Source organism: Enemella evansiae, assembly GCF_002250705.1.
GTDB lineage: Bacteria > Actinomycetota > Actinomycetes > Propionibacteriales > Propionibacteriaceae > Enemella > Enemella evansiae.
Genome location: NZ_NMVP01000001.1, coordinates 81104 through 106603 on the forward strand (window position 1 = coordinate 81104; position 25500 = coordinate 106603).

The window sequence follows — 25500 nt, forward strand, 5'->3', positions numbered from 1 at the left end:
CGCGTTATTTGATTTGGCGCTATTTGGCGGACGGGGGATTCTGCGCGACTTTCCGTTCTCGTCGCTTGGGAGAGCCGAGAGGATTTTCCGTGAGCTACAGGTACCGGCAGACCTGGTCCGCGCTGCACGAGTCGGGGTCGGGCTGCGCGGCGTCGTGCCTGAGCTCGGCGATGGTGTCTCGGAGCGCTGTGAGCTGGGCGATCTGCTGCTCGATCTCGGCGAGGCGCGCGTCGAGGAGATCGCGCACGTGCTCGCAGGGAGCAGCGCCGCCGTCGCGGATGTCGAGGATCTGGCGGATCTGGGCGAGGGTGAGGCCCGCGGCCTGGCCGCGGTGGACGAAGTCGATCCGGGCGGCCGTCTCGGGCGCGTAGTCGCGGTATCCGGACGGCGTGCGCTCGGCCGGGGGCAGCAGGCCCTGCTCCTCGTAGAACCGCAGCGTCTTCGCCGTCGTTCCCGCCCGCTCGGCGAGTTCCCCGATGCGCATCGCAGGCCCCCTTTTCTTTCGGCAGAAGCCTTCTTGACCTTCCCCTGCACTGGAAGGTCCAGTATGGCCGAGAAAGAAGAGAAACCCAAGTGACGGGAGCTGCGATGCCCACGAAGTACGACCTCGCCATCATCGGATCGGGCGGTGGTGCGTTCGCCGCCGCGATCCGCGCGACCACGCTCGGCAAGTCGGTGGTGATGATCGAGCGCGGGACGCTCGGTGGCACCTGCGTGAACACCGGCTGCGTGCCGTCGAAGGCCCTGATCGCCGCGGCCGACGCACGGCACTCCGCGGCCGACGCCGCCGACCGGTTCCCGGGGATCGCGACGACGGCGGGGCCAGTGGACATGCCCGCCCTGATCGCCGGGAAGCAGGCGCTGGTCGAGTCGCTGCGGGGCGAGAAGTACGCCGACGTCGCCGACTCCTACGGTTGGGCCGTCCGCCGCGGCGACGCCGCGTTCGCCGGCACCCCCGACGCACCGGTCCTCCAGGTCGCCGGGGACGACGGGAGCACCGAGACGATCGAGGCCGGGCACTACCTGGTCGCGACCGGCTCTCGGCCGTGGGCCCCGCCGATCGACGGCCTGGACCAGACCGGGTACCTGACCTCGACCACGGCGATGGAGCTGACCGAACTCCCTGAGTCCCTGCTCGTGCTCGGCGGCGGCTACGTCGCCCTGGAGCAGGCGCAGCTGTTCGCCCGGCTCGGCTCCCAGGTCACCGTGCTGGTCCGGTCCCGGCTCGCGTCGAAGGAGGAGCCGGAGGTGTCCAGGACGCTGCAGGAGGTGTTCGCCGACGAGGGCATCCGGGTGGTCCGCCGCGCGCTGCCGACGCGGGTGTCCCGCGACGCCGCGACCGGGCAGGCCGTCGTCACCGCGGACGTCGCCGGCGGCCGGGAGGAGTTCCGCGCCGACCAGGTGCTCGTCGCCCTCGGACGACGACCGGCCACCGATGGGCTCGGCCTCGACAGGGTCGGGGTCAAGACCGGGGACCTCGGCGAGGTGGTCGTCTCCGACCGGATGCAGTCCTCCCACCCGCGGATCTGGGCCGCGGGCGACGTGACCGGCCACCCCGAGTTCGTCTACGTCGCCGCCCACCACGGCACCCTCGTCGCCGAGAACGCGTTCGCCGACGCCGATCGGGCCGTGGACTACGCCCGACTGCCGAGGGTGACGTTCACCGGCCCGGCGATCGGCGCGGTCGGGATGACCGAGAAGGACGTCGTCGCCGCCGGGATCCGCTGCGACTGCCGCGTCCTGCCCCTGCACCACGTGCCCCGCGCACTGGTCAACCGCGACACCCGCGGCTTCGTCAAGATCGTCGTGGACGCCGACACCGGGAAGATCCTCGGCATCACCGCCGTCGCCAAGGACGCCGGCGAGCTCGCCGCCGCCGGGGTCCACGTGCTCGGCAAGACGGTCGCCGAGGTCGCCGACGCCTGGGCCCCCTACCTGACCATGGCCGAGGGCATCCGGATCGCCGCCAAGGCCTTCACCACCGACCCGTCGCTCCTGTCGTGCTGCGCGTGAACGAACTGGAGGAACCCACGATGTCTGACCTCAGCATGCAACTGCCCGAGCGGCTCAGCCGACTGGGAGAGACCGGCCTGCTCATCCCGCTGCTGCGGCTGCTCGCCGACGGTGACCCCGTCACCGTCCAACAGCTGTCCGTGGCTGCGGGCCGCACGATCGACGAGGTACGGCTCGGACTGGCCGCGATGCAGGACACCGAGTACGACGACCAGGGCCGAATCGTCGGCCAGGGCCTCACGCTGCGCCCTACACCGCACCGGTTCACCGTCGACGGTGAGGAGCTCTACACCTGGTGCGCCCTGGACACCCTCATCTTCCCGGCCCTCCTCGATCGCCCAGCGCGCGTGGAGTCCGTCTCCCCGGCCAGCGGAGAGACGATCCGCGTCACCATCGATCCGGTTGCCGGTGTCACCGGCGTCACACCCCCGAGCGCCGTGGTGTCGCTGGTGAACCTGGAGCAGATCACCTCGATCCGCTCGGCCTTCTGCAACCAGGTGCACTATTTCGCCTCCGTCGACGACGCCACCGGGTGGCTCTCTGAGCATCCCGGTGCCGAGGTGGTGTCGGTGGCCGAGGCCTACCGGATCGGCAACGAGCTCACAACGAGCCTGCTCGACCTGCTTCAGGACGACACCCCGGTGGCCGACGACTGTCCCCGCTGCTGTTGACCCGCGACACAGAAGGATTCGAGAACGCTATGACCTCCAAACACGACGACCGAACGCGAGGCGGTGGCCTACTCCTGGGAGCCGGTGCCGTGCTCCTCATGACGATCTGCTGCGCGCTGCCCGTGCTCATCGCCGGCGGAATGCTTACTGGCATCGGCGGGCTCCTTCTCGGCAACCCGTGGGTGATCGGCGTGGGCATTGCGCTCCTCGCGATCGTGCTGCTCGTCGTCGTCCGCCGCCGAACCCGCCGCGGCCGTGTCGAACCTGACTGCTGCCCGCCCACCGAATCCGCTCACCGCACCGACCCGAAGGGCGAACAGAACCAATGATCAGCTCCCGCGCCCGTCGTTCGCTCGCCACCCTCCTGCTCGCAGGCTCGCTCATCCTGACCGCCTGCGGCACCGTTGATAAGGATCCCGTCTCTGCCGAGACTGCCACCGCCGCGACGGTGACCAGCATCGACGCTCAGCGGATCAGCCTGCCCGCCGCCGGGAAGCCCACCGCGGTGTTCTTCTTCTCCGTCGGCTGCGGCGAATGCGTCGGCGGAGTCCGATCCCTCGGTCAGGCGGCAGCCGCGGCCGAGGAGGCCGGCATCGATGCCCAGTTCCTCGCCGTCGACATGGATCCGCGCGAACCTACCGAGACCATTCAGAGGTTCATGGAGTACGTCGACGCCGTGCATGTCCCCGCCGCCATCGACGAGGGCGCGGCGCTGTCCCAGCGCTTCGGGGTCGCCGCGCTGTCTACACTGATCATCGTCGACAGTGACGGACAGGTGACCTTCCGCGCCACCGACCCCGACGCCGATACGATCGTCTCCGCGCTCCACAAGGCCGGGGCCTGAGCGATGGGCGGACTCCTCGCCCTTGCCTTCGCCGCCGGGATGATCGCCCCCGTCAATCCCTGCGGCTTCGCGCTGCTCCCGGCCTGGATCACCCATGCGCTGGGCGACGCCGCCTCTTCCTCAGCCCCGGTGCGCCTGCTGCGCGCCCTACGGGCTGGCCTCGCGCTGACGATCGGGTTTGCGGGCACGCTCGCCTTGGCTGGCGTCGCGGTAAGCGCCGGCGCACGGGGCCTGATCCAGGCCGCCCCAGCCCTCGGCCTCGCCGTCGGGATCCTGTTGGTGCTGCTCGGCGGGGCGATGCTAGCCGGACGCTCTATGTCCCTCCGGCTTCCCGGCATACCCGGCCGCGCAATCGAACGGCTGCCCAGCGCCGTGCGCATGGTCGTCTTCGGCGTCGGCTACGCCGCGGCCTCGCTGTCGTGCACCTTCGGCGTACTCCTCGCGGTCATCGCCCAGGCCCAGGCGACAGCCAGTTTCGTCGGGCTGCTCCTCGTCTTCGCCATCTATGCCGCCGGCTCCGCCACCGTCCTGCTGCTTGTCGCCGTGGTCGCCGCCGTAGCCGGTTCTGTGCTGTCCAGGCGGATCGCCGCACTGACACGATTCGTTCCCAAGGTCACCGCCGCCGTCCTGATCCTCACCGGCGTCTACCTGGCTTGGTACTGGTTTCCAGTTGTCGTCGGCGATGCCCCTTCCGCAGGGCGCACCGACGTCGCCGCTGTCTCGGCGACGATATCGAACTGGCTCCAAAGCAACACCGGCGTCATCGCCGGCCTGTCTACCACCGTGGTGCTCATCGTGCTACTAAGCGGATTCCTTCATCAACGCCGTCGGAACTCCGGACGGAGGACCGAGGAGGACTGCTGCGACCCTCAGTCGACGCACTCTCCCGGGGACCGGCCGAGCGTGCCGACCGAGCGGCATTGAGCGGCTCCTGCACGTCAAGGTCATACGACGTGGTTGACCGGAACGACGAACTCGGACACCAGACGCCCTCCCACCCGACGCCGATCATCGGACACGGCGTGGGTGTTGTTCGTGGCCTATGTCGAAGGAGAGCGCGGCCACGATCAGGACGAGTTGACCGCCGAGCAGAATCGGTGCCGCCCGATTCTCACGACGTGACATCCCTGGAAACGTCATCGTCAGATTTCAGTGCAGGACGACTGGGAGGGGCATGCCGACGCGCTCGACGACCGCGGCGGCGTAGGCGGTGCTGTTCGCGCCGATCGCGTTGGACCAGGCGATCGCGGAGGAGATGTCCAGGCCAGTCAGCCGGCTGAGAACGACGGGTGGGAGTTCCTGCGCGAGCGCTATCAGCGCGCCGGTGCGGGCAAGTCGCGGCGGGATGCCGGCAGCGCGGAGCCGGGTATTCAGCGTGTCGGGGGCCATGTGATGCCCGGCCCGGGTTCCGGGATAGACCCACTCCTGTTCGATGCTCTCCACGAACATGCGAGGCGCGGTGCGGTTGCTGGCGGCTCCCGCGGCCGCCGGCGCGAGCTCGGCGGGGAGCACGAGAGGTTCCTGGCCGAGGCGGACGACCACGGCCTGGTCCGTGACGGTGACGTCTTCCGCGCGCAACTGGACGATCTTCGCCGCCCGGACGCCGAACATGAGCATCAGCCCCGCGGCGAGCTTCGTGTGCGGGTTGATGGACGGGTCGGAGGTGACATCGGCGAGCAGCCGCCAGCGTTCCTCGTCGCTCATGGCTTGCGGGCTCAAGGCTCCTGATGGCGGGCGTGGAGCGGTGAGCGGTCGGGATGCGCCGGCCCGTGCGGTCCAGGTCAGGAAGTGGTGCAGGAACGGGCGTCGGCCGCCGGTGAGCCATTCATCGACATCCGCCTGGGTGAGGGACACGAGAGAACCTCCGCGGGTATGGATCCATTCCAGCAGTTCGATGATCCCCGCGATCTCGAGCCGCCGCCAGGACAGCTGGCCTGATCGGGACGGCATCGTGTTGCGGCGCAGTGCGCGCAGGTGTCGCCATCGCGCGTATTGGGTGACGGTGCGCTGTTCACCCGGGTCGGGGATCTCGGCAAGTGCGCTGTCGAGCCAGAGCTCGAACCGGGCGAGCAGCTCGTCCCGCGGTGGGAGCAGCCCGTGGTCGATGAGCACGGACCGAACCGCTCGGGTCTGATACTCCGAGCCGGCCTGGTCGAGGTAGGCGTGAGTGCGCAGGGATGGGGCGGTGAGCACTCGGGTGATCAGCGTGCAGGCGACGGTGCCGCGTTCGAAGGCGTAGACGATCTTCGACGGAGCACCCTGGAACCACCGCTCTCGCAGATGCGCGATGCGTGCATCGGAGGCGGCGAGCTCGTCGGGCACCATCTCCCGGATCATCTGATCGGCTCGGCAACGGGGGCAGAGCTTCGCGATCAGCCGTGTGATGGTCCCGCAGCTGGTGCAGGGGCGGAACGACTCCGGTTGGCGGGGATAGCAGAGCGGGCAGAACGGCCGGCCCTCGATCCGGCCGTTCACTATCCGAGCGTCTCCGCAGCTTGTGCAGGTCTCGATGATCGGCGGAACGCAGGCCCAGCAGAGATAGCCGGAGCCGTCTTCGGTGCGCTTGTGGCGCAGCCGGACCTCCCCGCAGCTCACGCAGGGCTGGCGAGGGTTGGAGCACTGCTCGCAGGCGGCGCGCGCGGTTCCCGGCCAGCGGCATTGCCGCTCGTTCCCGCAGATCGTGCAGGTGTCGACGCTGGCCTTGTCGGAGCAGGGTTTGCAGATCGCTTTCTCGCTGCCGTGGAACAAACAGGGCGCAAGCTCCCCGCAGTCCGTGCAGGTGTCCAGCCGGGAGGAGCTCCGACACGTTGAACACAGCGGGCCCTCCGGGCTGCGGTAGGCGATCAGTCGATGGTTGCCGCAGCTCACGCAGACGGCGTTCTCGTCGGGGAGCTTGTTCGTGCAGCGTTGGCAGAGTCGCCGCCCGTCGGAGAGCACCCGCTCCAGGTTGGTGACGTCGTCGCAGCCATCGCAGGGGGCATGGTGCGCGATCCGGTAGCAGCGTCGGCAGCTCACTCGTCCCTCGACGCGTTCGGTGAGCGTGCGCGTGGTGCCGCAGCCTCCGCAGCGTCGTTCGGGCAGACGCGCGCCGTCCGCGTGGAGAAGGTCGTAGAACGTGCCGAACAGCACAGAGCCCGCGGCCGGGTCGGAGAACCACTCCGCGCCGTGGGCCTGCAGCTCGAGCATCAGCCGCACTCGGCGGTCCCTCCCGTCCGCCGCCATCTGCTCCACCGCTCGAAGGATGGTCGCGGTCGCGACACGGCGATGGCGGCGGACTTGCTCGACGATGCGCTCGGCCGCTTCGGTTTCATGTCGACCCAGCATCGTTTGCAGTACGCGCTCTCACCGGGCCCTGTCTGCACGCGGCGGGTGTGCCCGCAACGATCACAGAGTCCGCTCCTGGAAGCGAGACGGCGACCGCATGGAGCGCAGATCCGCCCGGTCGGCGTGCGCTGCAGCAGCTTCCGCAGCCCGCCGCAGTGTGCGCAACGCGGCGGTCGGACAGTCCGCGCTCCAGCCTCGTGGAGGCGAAGCAACAGACTTGCCAGAGCCGGCGTGGTCTGCGGATCCGCCGCGGTGAGCAGCCCGGGTGCCTGCGTGACCAGGTCGAGCGTCCGGCGGGCAACCGGCAGCTGCCGGAACGAGCCGTTCACGATCTCGGCGATCCGCTCACGCGGAAGAGCCTGCTCGACGGCGGCGATCTGCGTGGTCAGCGCGGCGAAGACCGGGTCAAGCATCCGGCGGGAGAATCTGCGCCCTACGCGGCTTCAGGCCCGACTCCCGGAGTCGGTTCGTCGCCGAATCGCCCCGCTCCGGCCCAGGATCGGTCGTCCCGGTCGCTGCGACCGCGCTGCCGAGGACCACCCGCGGCGCGAGCTCCTCGAACGTGCAATCGAAGATGTCCAGCAGCGCGACCAGCGCCTGCATGTTCATCCGCTCCGGCTTCTCCGCGGCGAGCCGATATACCTGGCTCGTCGACAAGTAGACGCCCCGCTCTTCCAGCAGCGGGACCAGCTTCGTCGTGGAGAACATTCCCGCCGCCGCCATCACCTCCCGAAGCCGCCACTCAAACCCGATCAGTCTCATCGCCCGCTCTCTTCCTCATCGCGCGGCCTGTGCCGCGTCTTCTCGATCGCCTGACTCATCATCGTGTTCATGTAGTCCGCGCTCACGCCCGTATAGATCGCCGTCGTCGACTGGTGCAGGTGCCCGACCTGACGTTGCACGAACGCGGGATCGACCCCGGACTCGATCAGGTGGGTCACGTAGGAATGACGCAGCGCGTGCGGCGTCAACACCTCATCCAGCCCCAGCGCCGTCCGGTAGACGGCGAACCTCGACGCCAGCTCCCGCGTGCGCAGCCTCGTCCCGCGTTCCGAGACCCAGAGCGCCGGCGACCCGTCCCGGACCATCAACGGACGCACCTGCTCGACATACTCCTGAAGAGCCTCAACCGCCCAGCCGAACAACGACACGACCGCCCGCCGTTTCGGCGGCCCGCCCCGCGACGACTTCCCGTGCCGGATCTGCATCACACCGAACTCCCCGAACTGTGGAGCCTTCGAATTCCTGTAGAAGTCGGTCACATCAAGCCCAACCGCCTCGCTCGCCCGCATCCCCCATGCGTAGACGACCTTGAACAGCGTCGCGTCCCGGAACGCAGGCAGAGCACCCTTGCGGCGCTCGTCCAGCAACCGCGTCACCTCGGCGTCAGCATGATCCAGCAAGCGCTGCAGCTCCGACCGCGTCAACGGGCGTCGCCCCGGCTTGCCCTCGTAATCCTGCAGGTGCGCGAGCGTGTTCCATTCATGGCAGACCTGAACCGGGTGCGTCCCGAAACGCTCCATGCACTCGTCAACCCAGCCGTAGTGCGGCGAGCAGATGTAATCGCAGAACGCGCGCACCGCCCCCTGGTACGACCGGATCGTCGACGCTTCGACCTTCCGTTGCGACACCAGCAGCGCCATCCACTCGTCAAAGTCGCCCGCGGACCACTCCCACGGCTTCTTGCCCGCGTACGACTCGAACCTCCGGACCACGCCCAAAGCGCGCGACACCGAATCCTCCTTGAGATGTCGGCCACCGATCTGCTGCATCCGCCAGCCCTCGATCATCGCCTCAAACACGGCCTCATGAGCGTTGAGGAACGACACCCCGCCCGCAAGATACAGTGACGACGCACCGTGTGGAACTCGTCCCATCAACCACCCAATCCATCCACATAACGCGCTAATCGTGCATTAGATGCGAATCTATCAGCCCGTCAGACCTCGTCGCGCGGAAAATCGCGGGGCTATCGAAACGACCGATAGCCTTTCTGACGCAGACGCCCGTTCGGATCTCGCATCTGATGCAATACCGCGGGGAAGTCACGATCACCGGGTCTCGGGCCGCGACCGCCTATGGGGATCATGTCGCCGGTGAGCTCGCCGCGGATGCGTCGATAGCCGAGCAGATCGTCGTCTCCGGCGGTGCCTACGGCATCGACGGCGCCGCACATCATGGGGCGCTGGCAGCCGATGGTGACACGATCGCGGTGATGGCCAGCGGCCCGGACCGCCTCTACCCTGCGGGGCATCGCGACATGCTCGAACGGGTGTCCGATCTGGGGCTGCTGATGAGCGAGATGCCACCGGGATCGACCCCGACCCGGCACCGGTTCATCGCCCGCGGCCGACTCCTCGCGGCGCTGTCCTCGGCGACGGTGATCGTGGAAGCCGGGGCACGATCCGGCGCGCTGAACGTCGCCCGCGAAGCACACGCGCTCGGCCGTGGCGTCGGGGCGGTGCCAGGCCCGATCACGTCCGCGGCGAGCACCGGCACGCATCTGCTCCTGCGCGAGGGCACCGCTACCCTCGTCACCGGCTCCCACGACCTCGCCGCCCTCAGGACCGGCCGGCAGCAGGCTCCGGCACGAACTCAGGGTCTTGGCACCGGGCAGGACCTCGATGCCCTCGATCAGGAGCGGCCCGGCCGTTCCCTCTAATGCCGAGGTTCGCTGATTAGAGCGTGCGTCCCTGCCGGGCCTCCACCGTGAGGTCCGGCTGCTCGGTGTCCGGGGCCTGCTGGCTGAGCTGCTTCGCCCGGTTGAGGGCGGCGGCGGCGCGGGCGGCGTCGATCTTCTGCGCATCCGACCCTCCCCCTGCACCAAGGGGCTGGTCGTCGGTGATCTGGTAGCGGTCGCGGTAGGCCGCGACGACCTGCCCGGCCCGGCGCCACCGCTGCGCCGTCCGCGCGTCTACTGGCTTCGTTCCGAGCGTGGCCGTCCACGGTGCGCCCTCGTTCGTGTCCCGGTCGAAGACCGCGACCGCACGCCGCTCGATCAGGTCCTGCCGCTCCACGAGGGTGCGGTGCATCTCGGGGTCGGTGACGCCGGAGGCATACGGGATCAGCCCGGCGATGAGCCGCGGTGCCTGCCGGGTGCGCCCGGAGCCGGCGGGCCGGGCGGTAGCGCGGGTGAGCCGGTGGTGCAGGACGGAGGCGATGTCGTCGGCATCGGAGAATCCCCGCGCCCGCACCAACCTGGGGAACAGCTCGTCGAGGTCGTGATGGTTCGCCTCGGCCCGGCGCAGCTCGGCAGACAGGGCACCGTAGGCGTCGGAGCCGAGCACCACGTCGACCTGCCCCTCGGTGAGGCCGGAGACTTCGAGGAGGGTTGCCCAGCGGTCGTGCTGGCCGGCTTGCGCGATGGTCTCGTACTCCGCGGCGAGCTGTCCGATCGACCCCCACCGTTCCTGCTCGGCGGTGATGGTCTCGTGCGCGGACAGCTCCGCGCCGACGTGCTGCAGCACCCCGTACAGGACGCTGCGGGCGGTCGCGTCGGGGTTGTCGGAGGGGTGCGGGGCGACATGCGCGTCGTCTGTGGTGTCGGTGGCGACGTAGGCGAAGTTCCCGTGCCGGCCGCGTGTCATCGCGACGTAGAAGTTCTCCCGCGTCGTCGTCGCCGTGGTGACCACGTGCGAGGTGTCGACCGTCACGCCCTGGGCACGGTGCCCGGTGATCGCGTACCCCAACTCGACCTGCTCGGCCACATACGCAGCGGGGAGCACCATCGACCCGCCGAAGCGTCGCCCCTCCGGGCGGACGGTGATCGACCCGTCCTCGCCCACGGCGGTGATCGTCCACCGGTCGCCGTTGCGCACCCAGGCTCTCCCGTTCTTAGAGCGCAGACGCCGGTTGTTCTCGCGGGTGATAACCCGATCCCCTGGCGAGGCGGCCGTGCCATCGTGCAGGTCGACCTCCCGGCCCGGCGTGATCGCGCCCTCCATGATGAGGTCGGCGCGGGCACGCTCGTTCAGCTGCGTGACCGTCTCCCGCGATTCGGCCAGCAGGATCGACGCCCGACCGCTCTGGGTGTCGTGCCGCCAGGCGGCGTAGGCGGCGTCGACCATCTCCTCCAGGTCCCCGCCGCGCACGCGCTGGTGCTCGATGAGGGTGTCGATCGCGCTCGTGCGGCCGTGGCGCAGGCTCAGGGAGTTCGTCTTCTCCCACCGGGCGGAGAACCGATGCACGTCGGTGAGCTCCGGGGCGTCATCGCGGTCGTGCACGAGCATCCCGAACGCGCCGCCGGCGTCGACCGCCTGCAACTGCGACCAATCGCCCACGAGCAGCACCTTCGCGCCGGCTTGTTCGGCGAGGCCGGTGATGCGGTCGAGCGAGCCGGTGCCCGCCAGCGATGCCTCATCGAGGATCACAAGCTGCCCCCGTTCGAACGTGCGTCCCTGGAAGAGATGCATCTGCCACCAACGGGCCGTGTTGTCGGTCTCGATGCCCAACTCCTCACCGAGCACCTGCGCCGCGTTCTCCGACGGAGCAAGCCCCACCACAGAGCCGCGGCCGTGCTGCTTCTCCCACGACCGCTTCAACGCGCTCATCGTCGTCGTCTTGCCCGCACCTGCCGGCCCGACCAACACGTCCACGACCCGACCCGAGACGCAGATGCGCTGCAACGCCTCGGCCTGATCCGCCCCGAGGCGGCGGCCCTCCATGTCGGGTCTGCTCGTGATCCGCTCCACTGTCGCGAGGTCGACGGTCGGTCCAGTCGTCGTGTGAGAGCGGTCGAGGAGACGGTCTTCTGCCGCCAGCAGCTCCTCCGTCGAATACAGCACCGCCCCCGAGTGACGGAACCGGCTCGACCCGTCCGGGCGGCGGAACAACAGCGGGCTCGACGCCAGCTCCGGCGGGGTCAGCCGCAGCGACGCATTCTCGGCGGCGTCGGTCACCATCGCGGTGATCGCCTCCCGATCCTCCGCGGACGCGAACCGGACACCCATGAGCTGCCGGGAAGTCTCGGCGTGCAGGTTCCATCTCCGCCACGTCGAACGCTTCTCACCCGCCATCGCGACGACCGAGCGGCCGAGATCGGCGATCGTGTCCAATGGCACGTCGTCGGCACGCAACAAGGCCGCCGGCTCCCCGATCGCGGTGATCGTGCGCGCCCAGCCGGTCGCATCCTCACCGAGCAGGGCACTGGCACGGTTCCGCCATTCGGAGGTGAGGTCGGCGAGGGAATGCGCCTGCTTCTCCGGGCGGGTGGCGAGCGTCGCTTGCGCCCGCAACTTCACCACGGTCGTCGCCGACGGCTCCCGGCCGTGCTTCTCGACGTAGGCGTCGATCAGTCGGGTCTTCTCCTCCTCGATCTGCCGGGTCCGTGAGGAGAACTCCGTCACCAGCTCCTCCGGCACAGGGGCGAGCTCCCATGCCGGGTTGCGGTCGCGGCCGCGTTCCCGGGCTTCCCATTCGATGCCGAACGTGCCGGTGATCCGGTCGGCAAGGGTCGCGTTGTACAGCTCGGACAGAGCGACGACCGAGGCATGCACGGGCCGCCCGGCGAGAGTGCGCCACTTCTGGTCCTGCACCGTCAGCACCTTGTTGCTCACAACCACGTGCGTATGCAACTGCGGGTCTGCCCTGCGCGAGTCGTGGTGGTCGAACGCGGTTGCGAGGACACCGGCGACATCGACATGGGCGACCGCCCCCTCGGGGCCTGCGGCACCCACGCGGGTGGTCGCGACCTCTCGTTCGAGGAACGCGATCACCTCTGCAACCGCCTGATGATGCGCGTCCGCAATCAGGGATTGCGTGCCCGCGTCCGCAACTCCCCACAGCGCCGACAGAGACTTCGGCACCGAGAACGTCAAGTCATAGCCGGCGACCGCCCGGCGGGTGCCGCGCTCGGCCTCCTCCGCCTCGATCGCCGCGACCTGCTGTGCACGCGAGACCGGCCCCAGCTCGGGGTCGAGGCCGGCGACGCGCTTGTCGACGCGCTCCTGCACACTCGCGTACTGCCGGTACGCCTCACCCAAGGCCTCGCCCGTGATCGGATCGCGGCCCATGCCGACCAGGAGCTGAAGCTGCGCCTCGGACACCTGCCCGCCCTCGGCGAGCTCGCCAGTACCGAGGTATGGCAGGCCCGAGCCCATCCAAGAGCCGGGAGGAGTTCCCTCTTCCGTGTAGTACCTCGTCAACGGCGTGGACAGCGAGCGGTCGCCATCGCCCGCGGCGACCGTGCGCAGGAGGTACTGGTAGCCGTCGCCGGCCGACATCACACGCAGGGAAACCGTCATGTAGGCCAGGTGAACCGTCGGCATCTCGCATCGGTGACGCGGACGATCCCCGACGTGTCAACTTAGGTTGACGCGGCAGGCCTCTCTTGAAAGACGTGTGGCGGCTCATGAGACGGTCGGAGACGGGCACAGATCCGGGCGCGGTCTGCGGATGGCGGTCGTCTGATCAGCGGCGATCCTGGGAGGGTCGTCCAGGTTGGATGCTGGTGGTGCCGGTGGTCGTGCACCTGGCAGGTGATCCGCCCGGCGTAGGACTCCGAGAGGGGTTCGGGACCGGGTTCACCGACCTGCCGGAGCCCTCATGCACGACATCCCTTCTCCTGGCGACCGCCCGCTCAGGGTCGGCTCGCTATTCAGCGGCTACGGCGGCCTCGACCTCGCCGTCGAACACCACTTCAACGCAGAGACCATCTGGTACCCCGAACTCAACGAACACGTCGCCCGCGTCTTCTCCCACCACTGGCCCGACGCCCCGAACCTCGGCGACATAAGCACCATCGACTGGAGCACGGTGCCGCCAGTCGACATCCTCTGCGGAGGGTTCCCATGCCAAGACGTGAGCACCGTCGGCAAGCAAGCCGGCCTCGCACCCGGGACCCGCTCAGGCCTGTGGTCCTACATGGTCGCAGCGATCGAGGCACTGCAACCCCGGTACGTGGTGATCGAGAACGTGCGCGGGCTGCTCTCGGCACCTGCTGTCCGCCCCGAGAAGCCAGGAGCAACCCATGATGAACGCGACCCCCACCCCGCAACCCTCGGTGATGCAATCCACGCGACCGCAACCGTTCGCGATCTGGAACCCGACCTTTGGGGCTTGGGAGACGAGTCAGCTCGACCTCTTCGGGCACTCGGCGCCGTTCTCGGAGATCTGGCCGACCTCCGGCTCCATGCACGATGGATCGGCCTACCGGCATCCCTCGTCGGCGCTCCCCACCATCGCTTCCGCATCTTCATCATCGCCCACCGCCAAGACCCTGTTCCGAACACCGCTGGCGACGGACGCCTCTCGGGGCGGCGAGACCCTGGACCAGGTGCGAGCCCGGCGGGGCACGATCGCACTGTCGCATCAGATCATCGACTTCACCCTGCACGGGCCGACTGGCTCACCGACCAGGCGGAACGACGCGGAGACGCTGTTCAGCCTGGTCGAGAGCATGTTCGCCGATGGGGACGCTACGCCGACGCCATCGCCCGCTGGGAACACATCACCGGACGAGAAGCGCCCGCCCCAGCCCTCCTGAACGACCAGACCGGGCCACGACCGGCGCCCGCGTTCATCGAATGGCAAATGGGCCTCGAACCCGGTTGGGTCACCGACCCCGCGCACGGGCTCACCCAGAACCAGATGAGCACCGCTCTCGGCAACGGAGTCCTCCCGCTCCAAGCGATGCTCGCTCTCACCGAGATGGAGACTACGGCCCGGAGCGACCGGGGTGACCAAGGCTGTTGATCCGCGAGGGGTGCTGGAGGAGTGAGTGCGCTGCCAGGCTCAACTCGAATGGACTACCCCTGGGGTATATCGCTGGGGTTGCAGCAAGTAGTCCAGGCGTTCAGGCGGATTCAATGCGTTTGTGCTCCTAGCGCCGCGTGTTCGTCAGATGCCGGTTGCTGCTTCGTTCGAGGGGGATACCGACCTCACGGTGATCGGTCAGCCCATGCTGTATAGTTCAGTGCATGCTGACCATTGCCTCGCGCCTCGACGTCATGAACCGGCTCGGCCGGGCCATGGCAGATCCGACGCGCTCCCGTATCCTGATGACCCTGCTGGACGCTCCGAGCTATCCGGCCGTGCTCTCGCGCCAACTGGAGCTGACCCGCTCGAACGTGTCGAACCATCTGACGTGCCTCCGCGATTGCGGAATCGTGGTGGCCGAGCCCGAGGGGCGGCAGACGCGCTACGAGATCGCTGACCCGCACCTCGCTGCCGCTCTCGTCGCGCTGGTGGACATGACGCTGGCCGTCGACGAGCACGCGCCGTGCGTGGACTCGGCGTGCACGGTCCCTGGCTGCTGCGGAACTGGGGCTGACGCGTGAGCGCGGCGTGCGGTTGCGAGCACGAGCCGGTGACCAGGGTAGATGAGGAGTCCGAGGAGGCGGAACGTCCGTGGTGGCGGGATCGCGGGATCATGGTCCCGGTCTTCTCTGGTGCCGCCTTCCTCACCGGTCTGGTTCTTGAATGGTCCAACCTGGATGTCCCAGCGCTGGTGCTGTTCTGGATCGGTCTGCTGCTGGGTGCGTCGACGTTCACCCCGGGCGCGATCCGGAAGCTGTTCAAGGGCAAGCTCGGTATTGGGCTGCTGATGACGATCAGCGCGGTCGGCGCGGTGATCCTCGGCTATGTTGAGGAGGCGGCCGCGCTGGCGTTCCTGTACTCGATCGCCGAGGCGTTGGAGGACAAGGCGATGGACCGGGCCCGCGGCGGCCTGCGCGCGCTGCTGAAGTTGGTCCCGGAGACGGCGACGATCCGTCGCGACGGGGTGTCGGTCGAGATCGGGGCGAAGGATCTCGCCGTTGGCCAGATCATGCTCGTCCGCCCCGGTGAGCGGATCGCGACGGACGGGATCGTGCGCTCGGGCCGATCCAGCCTGGACACCTCCGCGATCACCGGTGAGTCGATTCCGGTCGAGGTCGAACCGGGGGATGCGGTGTCAGCCGGTGCGATCAACACTGCCGGGGCGCTGGAGGTCGAGACGACCGCGGCGGGCACGGACAACTCACTGACCACGATCGTCGAGTTGGTCGAGCAGGCGCAGACGGAGAAGGGCGAGCGGGCACGTCTCGCGGACCGGATCGCCCGCCCGCTGGTTCCGGGCGTGCTGGTCCTCGCCGCGCTGGTCGCTCTCATCGGCTCGCTGTTCGGGGACCCTGAGCTGTGGATCACCCGCGCTTTGGTCGTGCTCGTCGCGGCCTCACCCTGCGCGCTGGCGATCTCGGTGCCGCTGACGGTCGTCGCTGCGATCGGCGCGGCCAGCAAGTTCGGCGTGATCATCAAGTCCGGTGCGGTGTTCGAGCGCTTCGGTACGGTCCGGCATGTCGCCGTTGACAAGACCGGCACCCTGACACGCAACGAGCCGGCGGTCACCGCGGTTCTCACAGCGGACGGCGTGACGGAGGTTCAGGCGCTGGCATGGGCGGCGGCGCTGGAGCAGCACAGCACGCATCCCCTCGCTGCGGCGATCACTGCCGCCGCGCCGGGTGTTCCCGCAGCTGCGGGCGTGACGGAGCAGGCCGGACATGGTGTTGACGGCACCGTCGACGGGGTGGGAATCACCGTCGGCAGCCCCCGTTGGCTCGACCCCGGCAGGCTCGGCGACCGGGTTGCGGGTCTGGAGGAGCAGGGCATGACCGTCGTGATCGTTCACCGTGACGGGTCACCGGTCGCCGCGATCGGCGTCCGCGACGAGCTGCGCCCGGAGGTCCCCGAGGTCGTGCGTACCCTGGCGGCGCAGGGTATCGGCATGACGATGCTGACCGGAGACAACGCCCGCACCGCGCGCGCCCTTGCCGCGCAGGCTGGCATCGGCGATGTGCGAGCCGAGCTGCGCCCTGCGGACAAATCGACGGCGATCGGCGAGCTGTCCCAGGCGGGATCGGTTGCGATGATCGGTGACGGCATCAACGACGCCCCGGCTCTTGCGGCCGCGGACATCGGGATCGCGATGGGAGCGACCGGCTCCGATGCAGCGATCGAGTCCGCGGATGTCGCGTTCACCGGTCACGATCTGCGCCTCATCCCGCGGGCGTTCGACCATGCCCGCCGAGGGCGACGGATCATCAACCAGAACATCGTTCTGTCGTTGCTGATCATCATCGCGCTGCTCCCGCTCGCTCTGTTCGGGGTACTGGGACTCGCCGCCGTCGTCCTGGTTCACGAGGTCGCGGAGGTCATCGTGATTCTCAATGGACTCCGCGCCGCCCGTACTCGCACGCCACGGTTGGAGAGCTGATGCTTGCGACCATCGGGTCAGCGATCGGACTGTTCGCTGCGACCAACATCGACGACATCGTCGTGCTCACCGTGCTGTTCCTCGCCTCCAGCCGGGGGAAGCCGCGGCCCTGGCAGATCGTCGGGGGCCAGTACCTCGGATTCATCACTCTCGTTGTGATCAGCGTGATCGCCGCGCTCGGCCTGACGGTCGTCCCGGACGAGTGGGTGGGCTTCCTCGGCCTGATCCCTCTCGGCATTGGCATCTGGACGCTCATTCGCGGTTTGCGCCGCAACGGCGACGATGACGACCAGATCACCGCAGTGGGACTGTGGGGCGTGGCGGGAATCACGATCGCCAACGGGGCCGACAATATCTCCCTCTACACGCCGATCTTCCGCACTAGCACCCCCGGCGACGTCACGATCATGATCGTCGTTTTCCTGATCCTCGTTGCCGTGTGGTGCGCGGCCGGACGCCTGATCGGAACGCACAAGGCCGTCACCGAGATGCTCGAACGCGTCGAGCACTGGCTCGTCCCGGTTGTGTTCATCGGCCTGGGCCTGTTCATCCTGATCGAGTCCGGCGTGATTGTCCGCCTGTTCGAGGTCCTCGCATGACCCCGGATGCGGCTACCGACGTTGAGCCGGCGTCGGGAGAGCGGCTGAAGAGAGTGCGCTGGCGGCTCACGGGCTGGGCGTTCCTGATCGCCGTGGTCGTCGTCCTGATTGATCAGGGAACGAAAGTATGGGCCGAGGCCACCCTGGCGGAGCACGAGCGCATCCCGTTGGTAGGCAACCTGCTGGGCCTGCAACTCGCCTACAACCCCGGCGCGGCGTTCTCCTTAGGCGAGGGTTCCACCTGGGTGTTCGCGTTGGTCGCCGTAGCTGCCACCGTAACCGCGATCGTGTTCGCGTTCCGCGTCCGAGGCCCTGGGTGGGCGATCGTGATCGGTGCGCTCGGCGGGGCTGCCGCCTCACACGCCGGCGACAGGCTCTTCCGCGCACCAGGATTCGCCCGGGGGCACGTCGTGGACTTCCTCGCCTACGGCACCTGGTTCATCGGAAACCTCGCAGACATCGTCATCGTCACCGCCGCGATCGCCGGAGCACTTCTGATGATCCGTGGCAACGAGAGCTGAGAGGACCATCGTGGAGATCACACTGCGGTATCCGGCACTGATCCCGACGACCGCTGTTCGACCCCGACCGTTACGCCAATGCCGCCGAACGGTATACGGTTCCATACTTCCATCGACCAGGCGCACGCGGGAGCACGGAACCTCCGCCCCGGTCTCCTCAAACCGAGAGTCGCCGATAGCCGTCGGTGCTGCCCCCGCTCCAGGCCGCACAAGATCGCTGGGGCCGATATGGCGTTTTACGACCCCTTGATCGCCCGGACACGCACGATCCATCACCCAATTGGCCCGCTCGCATACGACTGCGTGAAGCTCATCGTTGTCCGCTCCGGGTCAGCCATCCTGTTCAGTGAGTTTGGCGAGCAGCCCGTCAAGTCCGGCGACGTCATTCTCCTCGGAGCCAACGTGCTGTGCGGCAGCGAGCCCGAGGGGCATATCACCATCACGACGCTCTACGCTGACACCGACTTCCTGCTGGACCAGTTGTTCTGGCAATACGCCGATGTGCTCCGCGATCGTTTCGACGCCCAGGGATTCGCCGACACGATCTACACCGAACCCGCCCAGGTGCTACACCTCGGGGAAGACCGCTCAGGGTTGTTGTTGCCCTGGTTGGATGAGCTCGTCGCGCTCAGCGTCGATGGTGCCTACCGGGATCGGTTCCATCGGATGCAGGCGTTGTGGCATGCGATCATCGACCAGGTTGCCCCGTTCATCCGTATCTCGCCGTGTCGGACCTCGCCGAACCAGCGTGCACGGGTCAGACCGACCCTGCCCCGTTATCGGCGGTTTGCGCCGCTGCGGGCCGAAGCCAGGCAGGTTCGCGATGTCCTGCGCAGTGACATCGCACGGTGCTGGGAGCTGCCGGAGTTGTCTAGGATGGTGCATCTGTCGACGAAGCAACTCGGTCGAGTGTTCGTGGATGCCTACGGGAAAACGCCGTTGACGTATCTGACTATGCTGCGGGTCGAGGAGATGGCCCGTCTGCTGCGCGAGACAGATCTGACGATCGCGCAAGCTGGGCGACGGGTCGGGTGGCGCTCTCGCAACCGTGCGTCGGCGGCGTTTCGCGAGTGCGTCGGGATCACGCCGAGCCGGTACCGAGCGATGCGCTCAGCGGGCAGCAGCATGCACACGAATGAGACATCGGTGCTCACCTAAACGACTCCATCCCGGGGCGACGCGCCCGCGGGCGCGGGTTTGCTGGTAGGCCGTTGTTCTACGTCAGGTGCCTCCGCGTTCCTGTCGGCCAACTTACCGCTCCACTGTTCGCTGACCGTCTCGACACTCTCCGGATGCACCTGGCTCACCTCGCAGGTGCAGGACCAGCCACCAACACCCCGGGTGGCTGGTCTACCGGGAGGAGGCCAGACCATGGCGACGAGGGAAGAGGCCCGCCAGAAGCGGGAAGAGAAGCTCGACGAGCTGCACGAGAAGCTGACCGGTGCGGTCGAGCGGCTCGTCACGGGTGAGGACTGGGCTGACGCGTTGCGTTTCGCCGCCCGGTTCCGGTCTCGCTCGTTCAACAACGTCCTGCTGATCTGGGAGCAGCATCAGGCGGCGTTCGAGCAGGGCCGGGTGCCCGAGCCGTTCCCGACCTATGTCGCCGGGTACAAGCAGTGGCAGCAGCTCGGCCGGCAGGTCGAGAAAGGCCAGCCCGGATATCAGATCCTCGCCCCCGTCACGGGGAGGTTCGCGTCCGCGAACCCCTCGGACCCGGCGTCCTGGTACGGGCTGAATCGGGGTGAGAAGCCGAAGCCGGGCGAGGTGGTGCGCTCGCGGATGGTCGGCGTGCGCCCCGCCTACGTCTGGGACGTCTCCCAGACCGCCGGGGAGCCGATCCCGGAACCGCCGTCTCCGGTGCTGCTGGCGGGCGATGCACCCGACGGGCTCTGGGACGGGCTCGCGCAGCAGGTACGGGCGGCAGGGTACGAGCTGATGCGAGTGCCGCATGAGGGCATGATCCACGGCGCGAACGGTCTGACTGATTTCGAGGCGAAGACGGTCGCGGTGCGGGAGAACATGGACCCCGCCGCCCAGGTCAAAACCCTCGCTCATGAGCTTGCGCATGTGCTGATGCACGACCCCGACCAGGAGGATGCCCGCCAGCATCGCGGGATCGGCGAGGTCGAAGCCGAGTCCGTCGCGCTGATGATCGGCGCCGCCCACGGAATGGACACCACCGGGTACACGATCCCGTACGTGGCCGGGTGGGCGGCGAACGTCGACGGCAAGGAACCCGTCGAGGTCGTCAAAGCCACCGGCGAGCGGGTGCGAAAGACCGCCGCGGGGATCCTCGACCAGCTCGACACCGCTCAGGTGCCCGACGGCACTCCGCCGGGCCTTGACCGTGATGCGCCACGGCCTGCGCGATCGAAGGATCGCACCGCCGCGACCGTGGCCGAACCAGAGCACAGCCGAGCCCCGGAGCCGGCGCGTGCACGGGGGCTGTGATGGCTGCCCGGACCGCGTTCACCACCGCCCTCGCCGGGTTCGGTGAGGACGCGTCGTTGCCGGTGGCTGCGCGCCTGTTCGCCCAGGCGGGGGTGCCGGTGTTCCCGTGCGCGCCGGGCGGCAAGCAGCCGATCACCGCGCATGGCTTCCACGACGCCACCACGAGCCTCGGGCAGGTGGAGTCGTGGTGGCGACGGTTCCCGGCAGCGAACATCGGAATGCCCACCGGTGTCGCCTCCGGCGTGGTGGTCGTGGACGTCGATGTGCACGGCGTCAACGGCTACGATGCCTTCCGCCAAGCGCGCCGGGCCGGGCTGGTGAATGGGTGGGAGGCGCTAGTGCGCTCACCGACCGGTGGCCTGCACGTCTACTACCCGGCCGGTGGCAGTGAGCAGCCGTCGTGGCAGGCCGGGCGTGCGGGGATCGACTTCCGTGGGGATCGCGGGTACATCATCGTGCCGCCCTCACGCCGCATCATCGACGGCGAGACGAGCCTGTATCGCCTGGCGTCGCTGAGTCCGACACCAGGCCGGGCATTGGATGCGTCAGCGCTGCGGACGTTTCTGGACCCGCCGCGTCCGCCGCGCCAGCTTCCCGAGCGGGGCCACTCGCCGGGGCGGACTGATCCGATGAAGCTGGCGCAGTGGCTGGGCGAGGAGCGCACGGATCGCAATCACAAGTTGTTCTGGGCGTCCTGCGTGCTCGCCGAGGAGGGCGTGCCCTACCGGGATGCGCTCGATGCGATGCTCACCGTCTCCCAGCCCGACTTCGGGCAGCACGAGATCGCCCGCACCGTCACCTCCGGCTACAAACGCATCCACGGCGACACACCCCGCCCCAGAGGAGCCGACGCGGCACGAGCCGGTCCCGCCCGTGATCTCGATGTGGCGCCTGAGGGTCGTGTCCCGTCGAGGGGGCTGCGATGAACCCGGTGCAGCGTCGCGGGTGGGCGGTGGTCACGGCCGCGTCGGGCACCGTGCTCATCGGTGCGGGGGCGTTCTGGTTGAGCTTCACCGCGCTGGCCGATCTCGCCATGCGGTCGGGCATCGCGGCCAGGCAGGCGTGGATCTGGCCGCTGCTGGTGGACGGGCTGATCGTGGTCGCCACGGTCGCCGTCGTCGCCCTCGACGGACACCGGACGGCCTGGTATCCCTGGGCGCTGCTGATCGCCGGAGCCATGGTGTCGGTGACCGCGAACGCCGCCCACGCCCTCGTCACCGCCGAGGCGACCGTGCCCGGCGTCCTCGCCGCGACGGTCGCCGCAGTCCCACCCCTGGTGCTCCTGGCATCCACTCACCTCACGGTCGTCCTGATCCGCTCCACCCGTATGGCCGAGACATCGACCGCCGAACAGTCGGCACCGGTGCTGCTCCGGGCGACCAGTTCCGAGGACGAGGCTCCCCACCTGTCGACTCCGGAAGCGCTGACGCTGCTGGAGCCACCGGAGACGGAGGAGCTCGCCGCCTCTGTCGCGCCTGATTCTGTTCCGTCTGAGCCGGTCGCTCCCGAGCTATCCGAGGCCGATGCGCCGCCGGCGGTGGAGGTCGGTGTGGGGCGGCGTGAGCGTGCGGCGCGGTTGCGGGGTGAGGGGTGGTCGAACAAGCAGATCGCCCGCGCCATGGGCGTGCATCCCTCGACCGTGGGCCGGTGGCTGCCGCGCCCACCTGACCCCGAACTCGACCCCGATTCGCAGGGGTCGTCTGAGTCGTCCGACCCGACAGGGGTCGGCATCCCATCCGATCGCTCCGAGGAGGAATCATCATGAACGCCGAACAGCATCCGCACGACCCGCACCAGCAGCGGCCGCCGGATCCGTCCCCGACGCCGGAGCGGCCCGAGACGTCGGCGGGGATGGCTCCGGAGGCGATCCAGGCCGCCGACGTCGACCGCGACCAGCAAGCCGAGCTCGACACGGAGAAGCCGACCCGTGGGGTCGACTGGGTGCGCCCCTCGGAACTGATGTCGCGCGCCGGCGGCGCCCTGTCGCGGCGCGGGATCGATCTCCAAGCCGACCTCTCCCACCGCGCCCGGGCCGGTATCGCCGCAGGTGCCAAGCACCTCGTCGCGTCCGCGAAGCGGTTGCCGCCGCTGTCCGCGTTCGGCCGGGAAGAGCCCGCGGTCGAGACGCGAAGCCTGAGCCGGGAATGAGGAGGGGTGATCGATCATGCACACGATCCGAGGTGCTTTCCCTGACCGCCCACCCTGTCGTGGGAGGCGCGGTGCATCTGTCTGCCAGGAGGTGCCGTGATGATTCCGCACACGATGACCGCCGATCCGGGCGGCGAGGACTACACGACCGGTGAAGGGCTCCGCGCTCTGCTAGGCCGGCTGCACAAGGACGGGCCGGGCGCGTGGCGCACCGACCCGACCGCCGCACGGCTCATGACCTACGCGGCCGACAAGTACGCGGCTCTGGCGAGGAAGCATGGGCTGGATCCGTGGGAGGCGGCGTCTGCGGCGTTCGATGTGATGCGCACCCGCTCGGCGCGGGAGGCGGAGGACCCGTGGGCGGTGGTCACGCACGCGGTGCGGATCACCTGCATCGCCGAGGAACGCGGCCAAGGCCTGCTGTGCTCGACGCATCAGGCCCGCCGCCCGCACTACTCGGTCTTCCACGACGCCGAACGCCTCTCCGACCGCGAGAACCCCCTCGATGACTACCATCCCGCGTTCCACACCACCGACCCCGACCCCGGAAACGATGACGAGGAGTCGCGGCCGGAGGCGGCGGAGCCGACCGGGGTGCGGCCTTCGGCGTTGAGTGCGGTGGAGGATGCGATCGCGTTCATCACCGTGCTGGGGTGGCCGCCGCAGACTGCCCGCGCAGCGGTCGAGCACGTCTGCCAGGCGCTGGCTCGGGCGGGGTCGCGGCAGTCGGCGTTCGAGGTGCTGCGCCGCGACCAGCACTCCCGCGCCCTGCTCGACCTCCCCGGCACCTCATGGACCGCGTTGCTGCGGGTCCTGCTCGGCAACCCCGCCCCGGGAGTGTCCGTGACGAGCGCGGGTCGGGGCATCCTGCTGCGCCTGCTGATCGGTGAGACGTTGCCGGTGCTGCTGCACGACGACGACCTCGTGCTCACCGTTTCGTTGGCGGCCCCGAAACACGGTGGTGGGCGATGACTGGCGGGCATATCGAGTTGGAGCGGGCGGTGTCCTCGATCATCATCGGCACCCGGCACCGCACCGACCTGGGCGACATCGACGCCCTGGCCGCGTCCATCGACCGCGACGGACTGCTCCAGCCCCCGACGATCACCCCGGACGGGGTACTCGTCTGCGGCAGGCGCAGGCTCGCCGCGATCCAGAAGCTGAACTGGCGAGTGGTGAACGTCTGGGTGCGGCAAGGGATCTCGACCCGGCTCGGGCATCTCCTCGCGGAGCAGGACGACAACCTGCTCCACAAAGACCTCACCCCGCTGGAAGCCGCCCTCTACCGCGAACTCAAAGCCCTCCTCGCCGAGGACGCCGCACGCCGGCAGGAAGCCTCGCGGTTCTCTACCGACCGCCAGCCCGAGGAGGAAGGGGACGGTGGCGGAAATTTTCCGGCACCGTCCTCGTCACCTGCGGGTGAGGCGAGGCAGCAGGCGGCGGCGATGATCCCCGGCGCCGCGTCGTACCGGACGTTGGACAAGATCGAGTACGTCCAGCAGGCCGCCGCCCGCGACGACCTCCCCGACGACACCCGCAGCCAGGTCTCGGACGCGCTCGCACGGATCGAGACGGGCGCACCGGTGCACCCGATCTTCGAAGAAGTCCGGAGCCTGATCGGTGACCCGGGGGCGTCGCGGGATGCGCAGTTGGACGAGCTGGCGAAAGCCGCGATCGCCCGCGCCAAGTCCAAGCCGCAGCGCCGCAAGACCGCACCGGCTCCGGTGGCGGGGCCGACGGTGTGGACCACCCGGTCGTTCCTGGTGATCTGGGGCGAACTCACCGACTGGTGGACGCACTACGACCCCACCCAGCTCGCACGAGAGCTCACCGATGAGCAGATCGAGATGTTCTTGACGATCGCCGCCGGCACGACCGCGTTCGCCGCCGCTCTCTCCACGGCGCGGAGCACCGAGCCCAGCGATGATGCCGATCCCGCCGAAGTTGCGGATGGGGAGGGCGAGGTGCGACACCTACGCGCCCTCTGACCTCTCTGGTTGTTCGCCGCCCCGGACCCTTCGTGGGTGTCGGGGCGGAGGTGTGTCTGGTGCACCTGGTGGCATGAACCCGACAGATGCTTCTCGTTCCCGTCGCCGCCTGGTCGTGATCGTCACGGCCGCCGCCCTCGTGCTGATCCTCGTCGGTGTCGGCGTCTACGGCCTGGTCACCGGCCCCCGCACTCCCGACCCACCGCCCGCCACGCCGTCGCCATCCGCGCCGGTCACTCCCGGCGGCGACCCGCGCGAGCTGGCCCCGATCCTGGAGACGGATGATCCGGAGGAGTTCGCCCGCTCCGTCGCGACGGCCCTGTTCGCGTGGGATACCGCCAGCGGGTTGATGCCGTTGGACTACACGAGCGTGCTGCTGGAGGTCGCAGACCCGACCGGGATCGAGCAGGCCGGCCTCGCCTCCGATATCGCCGGCTACCTCCCGACCCGCGACACCTGGACCGAACTCCGCAAATACGGCACGACCCAGCATCTGGAGATCACAGGAGTGTTCGTGCCCGAGGCGTGGGCGGACGCCGTGGAGCAGGCGCAGCCGGGGCAGCTGCAGCCGGGCACGACCGCGTACACGATCGAGGGCATCCGCCACCGCGCCGGGGTCTGGAACGACGAACCCACGACGAGCGCGCATGAGGTGGCGTTCACGATCTTCCTGACCTGCCCGCCCGACGGCGACCCCTGCCACCTGCTGCGGCTGTCGATCCTCGACCAGCCCCTCCGCTAACGGGCAGGCC

General features: G+C 68.9%; 24 protein-coding genes and 1 pseudogene. 20 read left to right on the forward strand and 5 right to left on the reverse strand.

Annotation, left to right across the window (positions count from 1 at the left end; translation table 11 throughout):
* Positions 1–94: 94 nt before the first annotated feature.
* On the reverse strand, positions 95–484 hold the full coding sequence (locus tag BI335_RS00400; RefSeq protein WP_010155367.1) for a heavy metal-responsive transcriptional regulator: 390 nt from the start codon (positions 482–484) through the stop codon (positions 95–97).
* 104 nt (positions 485–588) lie between these two features.
* Between BI335_RS00400 and merA the strand changes: the two genes are divergently transcribed.
* The 5 genes from merA (at position 589) to BI335_RS00425 (ending at position 4452) form a co-directional block, all read left to right on the forward strand.
* A complete protein-coding gene (merA, locus tag BI335_RS00405) occupies positions 589–2013 on the forward strand; it encodes a mercury(II) reductase (RefSeq protein WP_010155368.1) in 1425 nt (474 codons plus the stop codon).
* A gap of 20 nt (positions 2014–2033) precedes the next feature.
* The gene (merB, locus tag BI335_RS00410) at positions 2034–2684 is read left to right on the forward strand and encodes an organomercurial lyase MerB (RefSeq protein WP_010155369.1); all 651 of its coding nucleotides are present in this window, start codon (positions 2034–2036) and stop codon (positions 2682–2684) included.
* 89 nt (positions 2685–2773) lie between these two features.
* Complete coding sequence (locus BI335_RS00415) at positions 2774–3013, forward strand: hypothetical protein (RefSeq protein ID WP_010155370.1); 240 nt, start codon at positions 2774–2776, stop codon at positions 3011–3013.
* A complete protein-coding gene (locus BI335_RS00420; RefSeq protein WP_006947551.1) occupies positions 3010–3528 on the forward strand; it encodes a TlpA family protein disulfide reductase in 519 nt (172 codons plus the stop codon). Before BI335_RS00415 ends, BI335_RS00420 begins: the two co-directional genes overlap by 4 nt.
* Positions 3529–3531: 3 nt before the next feature.
* Positions 3532–4452, forward strand: coding sequence for a cytochrome c biogenesis CcdA family protein (locus tag BI335_RS00425; RefSeq protein ID WP_006947554.1), 921 nt, complete (start codon positions 3532–3534; stop codon positions 4450–4452).
* A gap of 225 nt (positions 4453–4677) precedes the next feature.
* Here the strand turns inward: BI335_RS00425 and BI335_RS00430 are convergent, their stop codons facing one another.
* The 3 genes from BI335_RS00430 to BI335_RS00440 form a co-directional block, all read right to left on the reverse strand.
* Positions 4678–6852, reverse strand: a complete 2175-nt coding sequence (locus BI335_RS00430) for a hypothetical protein (protein ID WP_144009049.1) — start codon at positions 6850–6852, stop codon at positions 4678–4680.
* 405 nt (positions 6853–7257) lie between these two features.
* Complete coding sequence (locus BI335_RS00435) at positions 7258–7614, reverse strand: helix-turn-helix domain-containing protein (RefSeq protein WP_010155374.1); 357 nt, start codon at positions 7612–7614, stop codon at positions 7258–7260.
* Positions 7611–8681 carry a tyrosine-type recombinase/integrase gene (locus BI335_RS00440; RefSeq protein ID WP_229119376.1) on the reverse strand — a complete coding sequence of 357 codons (1071 nt, stop codon included), beginning with the start codon at positions 8679–8681 and terminating at the stop codon, positions 7611–7613. The genes BI335_RS00435 and BI335_RS00440 overlap by 4 nt, the downstream gene beginning before the upstream one ends.
* A 197-nt stretch (positions 8682–8878) precedes the next feature.
* Between BI335_RS00440 and BI335_RS00445 the strand changes: the two genes are divergently transcribed.
* The gene (locus BI335_RS00445; protein WP_094429382.1) at positions 8879–9514 is read left to right on the forward strand and encodes a DNA-processing protein DprA; all 636 of its coding nucleotides are present in this window, start codon (positions 8879–8881) and stop codon (positions 9512–9514) included.
* 16 nt (positions 9515–9530) lie between these two features.
* Here BI335_RS00445 and mobF read toward each other — a convergent pair whose 3' ends face one another.
* A complete protein-coding gene (gene mobF, locus BI335_RS00450) occupies positions 9531–13094 on the reverse strand; it encodes a MobF family relaxase (protein WP_094429700.1) in 3564 nt (1187 codons plus the stop codon).
* 301 nt (positions 13095–13395) lie between these two features.
* Between mobF and BI335_RS21685 the strand changes: the two are divergent.
* The 14 genes and pseudogenes from BI335_RS21685 to BI335_RS00515 all read left to right on the forward strand — a co-directional run.
* Positions 13396–13773: pseudogene (locus BI335_RS21685) on the forward strand (DNA cytosine methyltransferase); the annotation flags it as partial.
* A gap of 46 nt (positions 13774–13819) precedes the next feature.
* Positions 13820–14335 (forward strand): hypothetical protein, encoded by a 516-nt coding sequence (locus tag BI335_RS21690; RefSeq protein ID WP_229119434.1) that lies wholly within the window; start codon positions 13820–13822, stop codon positions 14333–14335.
* 433 nt (positions 14336–14768) lie between these two features.
* The gene (gene cmtR, locus BI335_RS00460) at positions 14769–15128 is read left to right on the forward strand and encodes a Cd(II)/Pb(II)-sensing metalloregulatory transcriptional regulator CmtR (protein WP_094429384.1); all 360 of its coding nucleotides are present in this window, start codon (positions 14769–14771) and stop codon (positions 15126–15128) included.
* Entirely contained in the window at positions 15125–17041 is a 1917-nt protein-coding gene (locus BI335_RS00465; protein ID WP_094429385.1) for a heavy metal translocating P-type ATPase, read from the forward strand. Before cmtR ends, BI335_RS00465 begins: the two co-directional genes overlap by 4 nt.
* A complete protein-coding gene (locus BI335_RS00470) occupies positions 17041–17640 on the forward strand; it encodes a cadmium resistance transporter (protein WP_094429386.1) in 600 nt (199 codons plus the stop codon). Before BI335_RS00465 ends, BI335_RS00470 begins: the two co-directional genes overlap by 1 nt.
* Positions 17637–18161, forward strand: a complete 525-nt coding sequence (locus BI335_RS00475; RefSeq protein ID WP_094429387.1) for a signal peptidase II — start codon at positions 17637–17639, stop codon at positions 18159–18161. Before BI335_RS00470 ends, BI335_RS00475 begins: the two co-directional genes overlap by 4 nt.
* Positions 18162–18389: 228 nt before the next feature.
* On the forward strand, positions 18390–19319 hold the full coding sequence (locus BI335_RS00480) for a helix-turn-helix transcriptional regulator (protein WP_094429388.1): 930 nt from the start codon (positions 18390–18392) through the stop codon (positions 19317–19319).
* A gap of 213 nt (positions 19320–19532) precedes the next feature.
* Entirely contained in the window at positions 19533–20612 is a 1080-nt protein-coding gene (locus BI335_RS00485) for an ArdC-like ssDNA-binding domain-containing protein (RefSeq protein ID WP_094429389.1), read from the forward strand.
* The gene (locus BI335_RS00490) at positions 20612–21538 is read left to right on the forward strand and encodes a bifunctional DNA primase/polymerase (RefSeq protein WP_094429390.1); all 927 of its coding nucleotides are present in this window, start codon (positions 20612–20614) and stop codon (positions 21536–21538) included. The genes BI335_RS00485 and BI335_RS00490 overlap by 1 nt, the downstream gene beginning before the upstream one ends.
* Entirely contained in the window at positions 21535–22377 is an 843-nt protein-coding gene (locus tag BI335_RS00495; RefSeq protein ID WP_172421659.1) for a DUF2637 domain-containing protein, read from the forward strand. The genes BI335_RS00490 and BI335_RS00495 overlap by 4 nt, the downstream gene beginning before the upstream one ends.
* Positions 22374–22760, forward strand: a complete 387-nt coding sequence (locus BI335_RS00500) for a hypothetical protein (RefSeq protein WP_094429391.1) — start codon at positions 22374–22376, stop codon at positions 22758–22760. The genes BI335_RS00495 and BI335_RS00500 overlap by 4 nt, the downstream gene beginning before the upstream one ends.
* A gap of 99 nt (positions 22761–22859) precedes the next feature.
* Positions 22860–23732 carry a hypothetical protein gene (locus BI335_RS00505; RefSeq protein ID WP_094429392.1) on the forward strand — a complete coding sequence of 291 codons (873 nt, stop codon included), beginning with the start codon at positions 22860–22862 and terminating at the stop codon, positions 23730–23732.
* Complete coding sequence (locus BI335_RS00510) at positions 23729–24748, forward strand: ParB N-terminal domain-containing protein (RefSeq protein WP_094429393.1); 1020 nt, start codon at positions 23729–23731, stop codon at positions 24746–24748. Before BI335_RS00505 ends, BI335_RS00510 begins: the two co-directional genes overlap by 4 nt.
* Positions 24749–24821: 73 nt before the next feature.
* Positions 24822–25490, forward strand: coding sequence for a hypothetical protein (locus BI335_RS00515; protein WP_094429394.1), 669 nt, complete (start codon positions 24822–24824; stop codon positions 25488–25490).
* Positions 25491–25500 lie beyond the last annotated feature (10 nt).

Bases quoted from the DNA above. Each gene is read 5' to 3' on its own strand.
- BI335_RS00495 (WP_172421659.1), top strand. From the start codon at position 21,535: ATGAACCCGGTGCAGCGTCGCGGGTGGGCGGTGGTCACGGCCGCGTCG.
- cmtR (WP_094429384.1), top strand. From the start codon at position 14,769: ATGCTGACCATTGCCTCGCGCCTCGACGTCATGAACCGGCTCGGCCGG.
- BI335_RS00490 (WP_094429390.1), top strand. From the start codon at position 20,612: ATGGCTGCCCGGACCGCGTTCACCACCGCCCTCGCCGGGTTCGGTGAG.
- BI335_RS21690 (WP_229119434.1), top strand. From the start codon at position 13,820: ATGATGAACGCGACCCCCACCCCGCAACCCTCGGTGATGCAATCCACG.
- BI335_RS00435 (WP_010155374.1), bottom strand. From the start codon at position 7,614: ATGAGACTGATCGGGTTTGAGTGGCGGCTTCGGGAGGTGATGGCGGCG.
- BI335_RS00470 (WP_094429386.1), top strand. From the start codon at position 17,041: ATGCTTGCGACCATCGGGTCAGCGATCGGACTGTTCGCTGCGACCAAC.
- merA (WP_010155368.1), top strand. From the start codon at position 589: ATGCCCACGAAGTACGACCTCGCCATCATCGGATCGGGCGGTGGTGCG.
- BI335_RS00425 (WP_006947554.1), top strand. From the start codon at position 3,532: ATGGGCGGACTCCTCGCCCTTGCCTTCGCCGCCGGGATGATCGCCCCC.
- BI335_RS00445 (WP_094429382.1), top strand. From the start codon at position 8,879: ATGCAATACCGCGGGGAAGTCACGATCACCGGGTCTCGGGCCGCGACC.
- BI335_RS00475 (WP_094429387.1), top strand. From the start codon at position 17,637: ATGACCCCGGATGCGGCTACCGACGTTGAGCCGGCGTCGGGAGAGCGG.
- mobF (WP_094429700.1), bottom strand. From the start codon at position 13,094: ATGACGGTTTCCCTGCGTGTGATGTCGGCCGGCGACGGCTACCAGTAC.
- BI335_RS00480 (WP_094429388.1), top strand. From the start codon at position 18,390: ATGGCGTTTTACGACCCCTTGATCGCCCGGACACGCACGATCCATCAC.
- BI335_RS00515 (WP_094429394.1), top strand. From the start codon at position 24,822: ATGAACCCGACAGATGCTTCTCGTTCCCGTCGCCGCCTGGTCGTGATC.
- BI335_RS00510 (WP_094429393.1), top strand. From the start codon at position 23,729: ATGACTGGCGGGCATATCGAGTTGGAGCGGGCGGTGTCCTCGATCATC.
- BI335_RS00430 (WP_144009049.1), bottom strand. From the start codon at position 6,852: ATGCTGGGTCGACATGAAACCGAAGCGGCCGAGCGCATCGTCGAGCAA.
- BI335_RS00400 (WP_010155367.1), bottom strand. From the start codon at position 484: ATGCGCATCGGGGAACTCGCCGAGCGGGCGGGAACGACGGCGAAGACG.
- merB (WP_010155369.1), top strand. From the start codon at position 2,034: ATGTCTGACCTCAGCATGCAACTGCCCGAGCGGCTCAGCCGACTGGGA.
- BI335_RS00505 (WP_094429392.1), top strand. From the start codon at position 22,860: ATGATTCCGCACACGATGACCGCCGATCCGGGCGGCGAGGACTACACG.
- BI335_RS00500 (WP_094429391.1), top strand. From the start codon at position 22,374: ATGAACGCCGAACAGCATCCGCACGACCCGCACCAGCAGCGGCCGCCG.
- BI335_RS00485 (WP_094429389.1), top strand. From the start codon at position 19,533: ATGGCGACGAGGGAAGAGGCCCGCCAGAAGCGGGAAGAGAAGCTCGAC.
- BI335_RS00420 (WP_006947551.1), top strand. From the start codon at position 3,010: ATGATCAGCTCCCGCGCCCGTCGTTCGCTCGCCACCCTCCTGCTCGCA.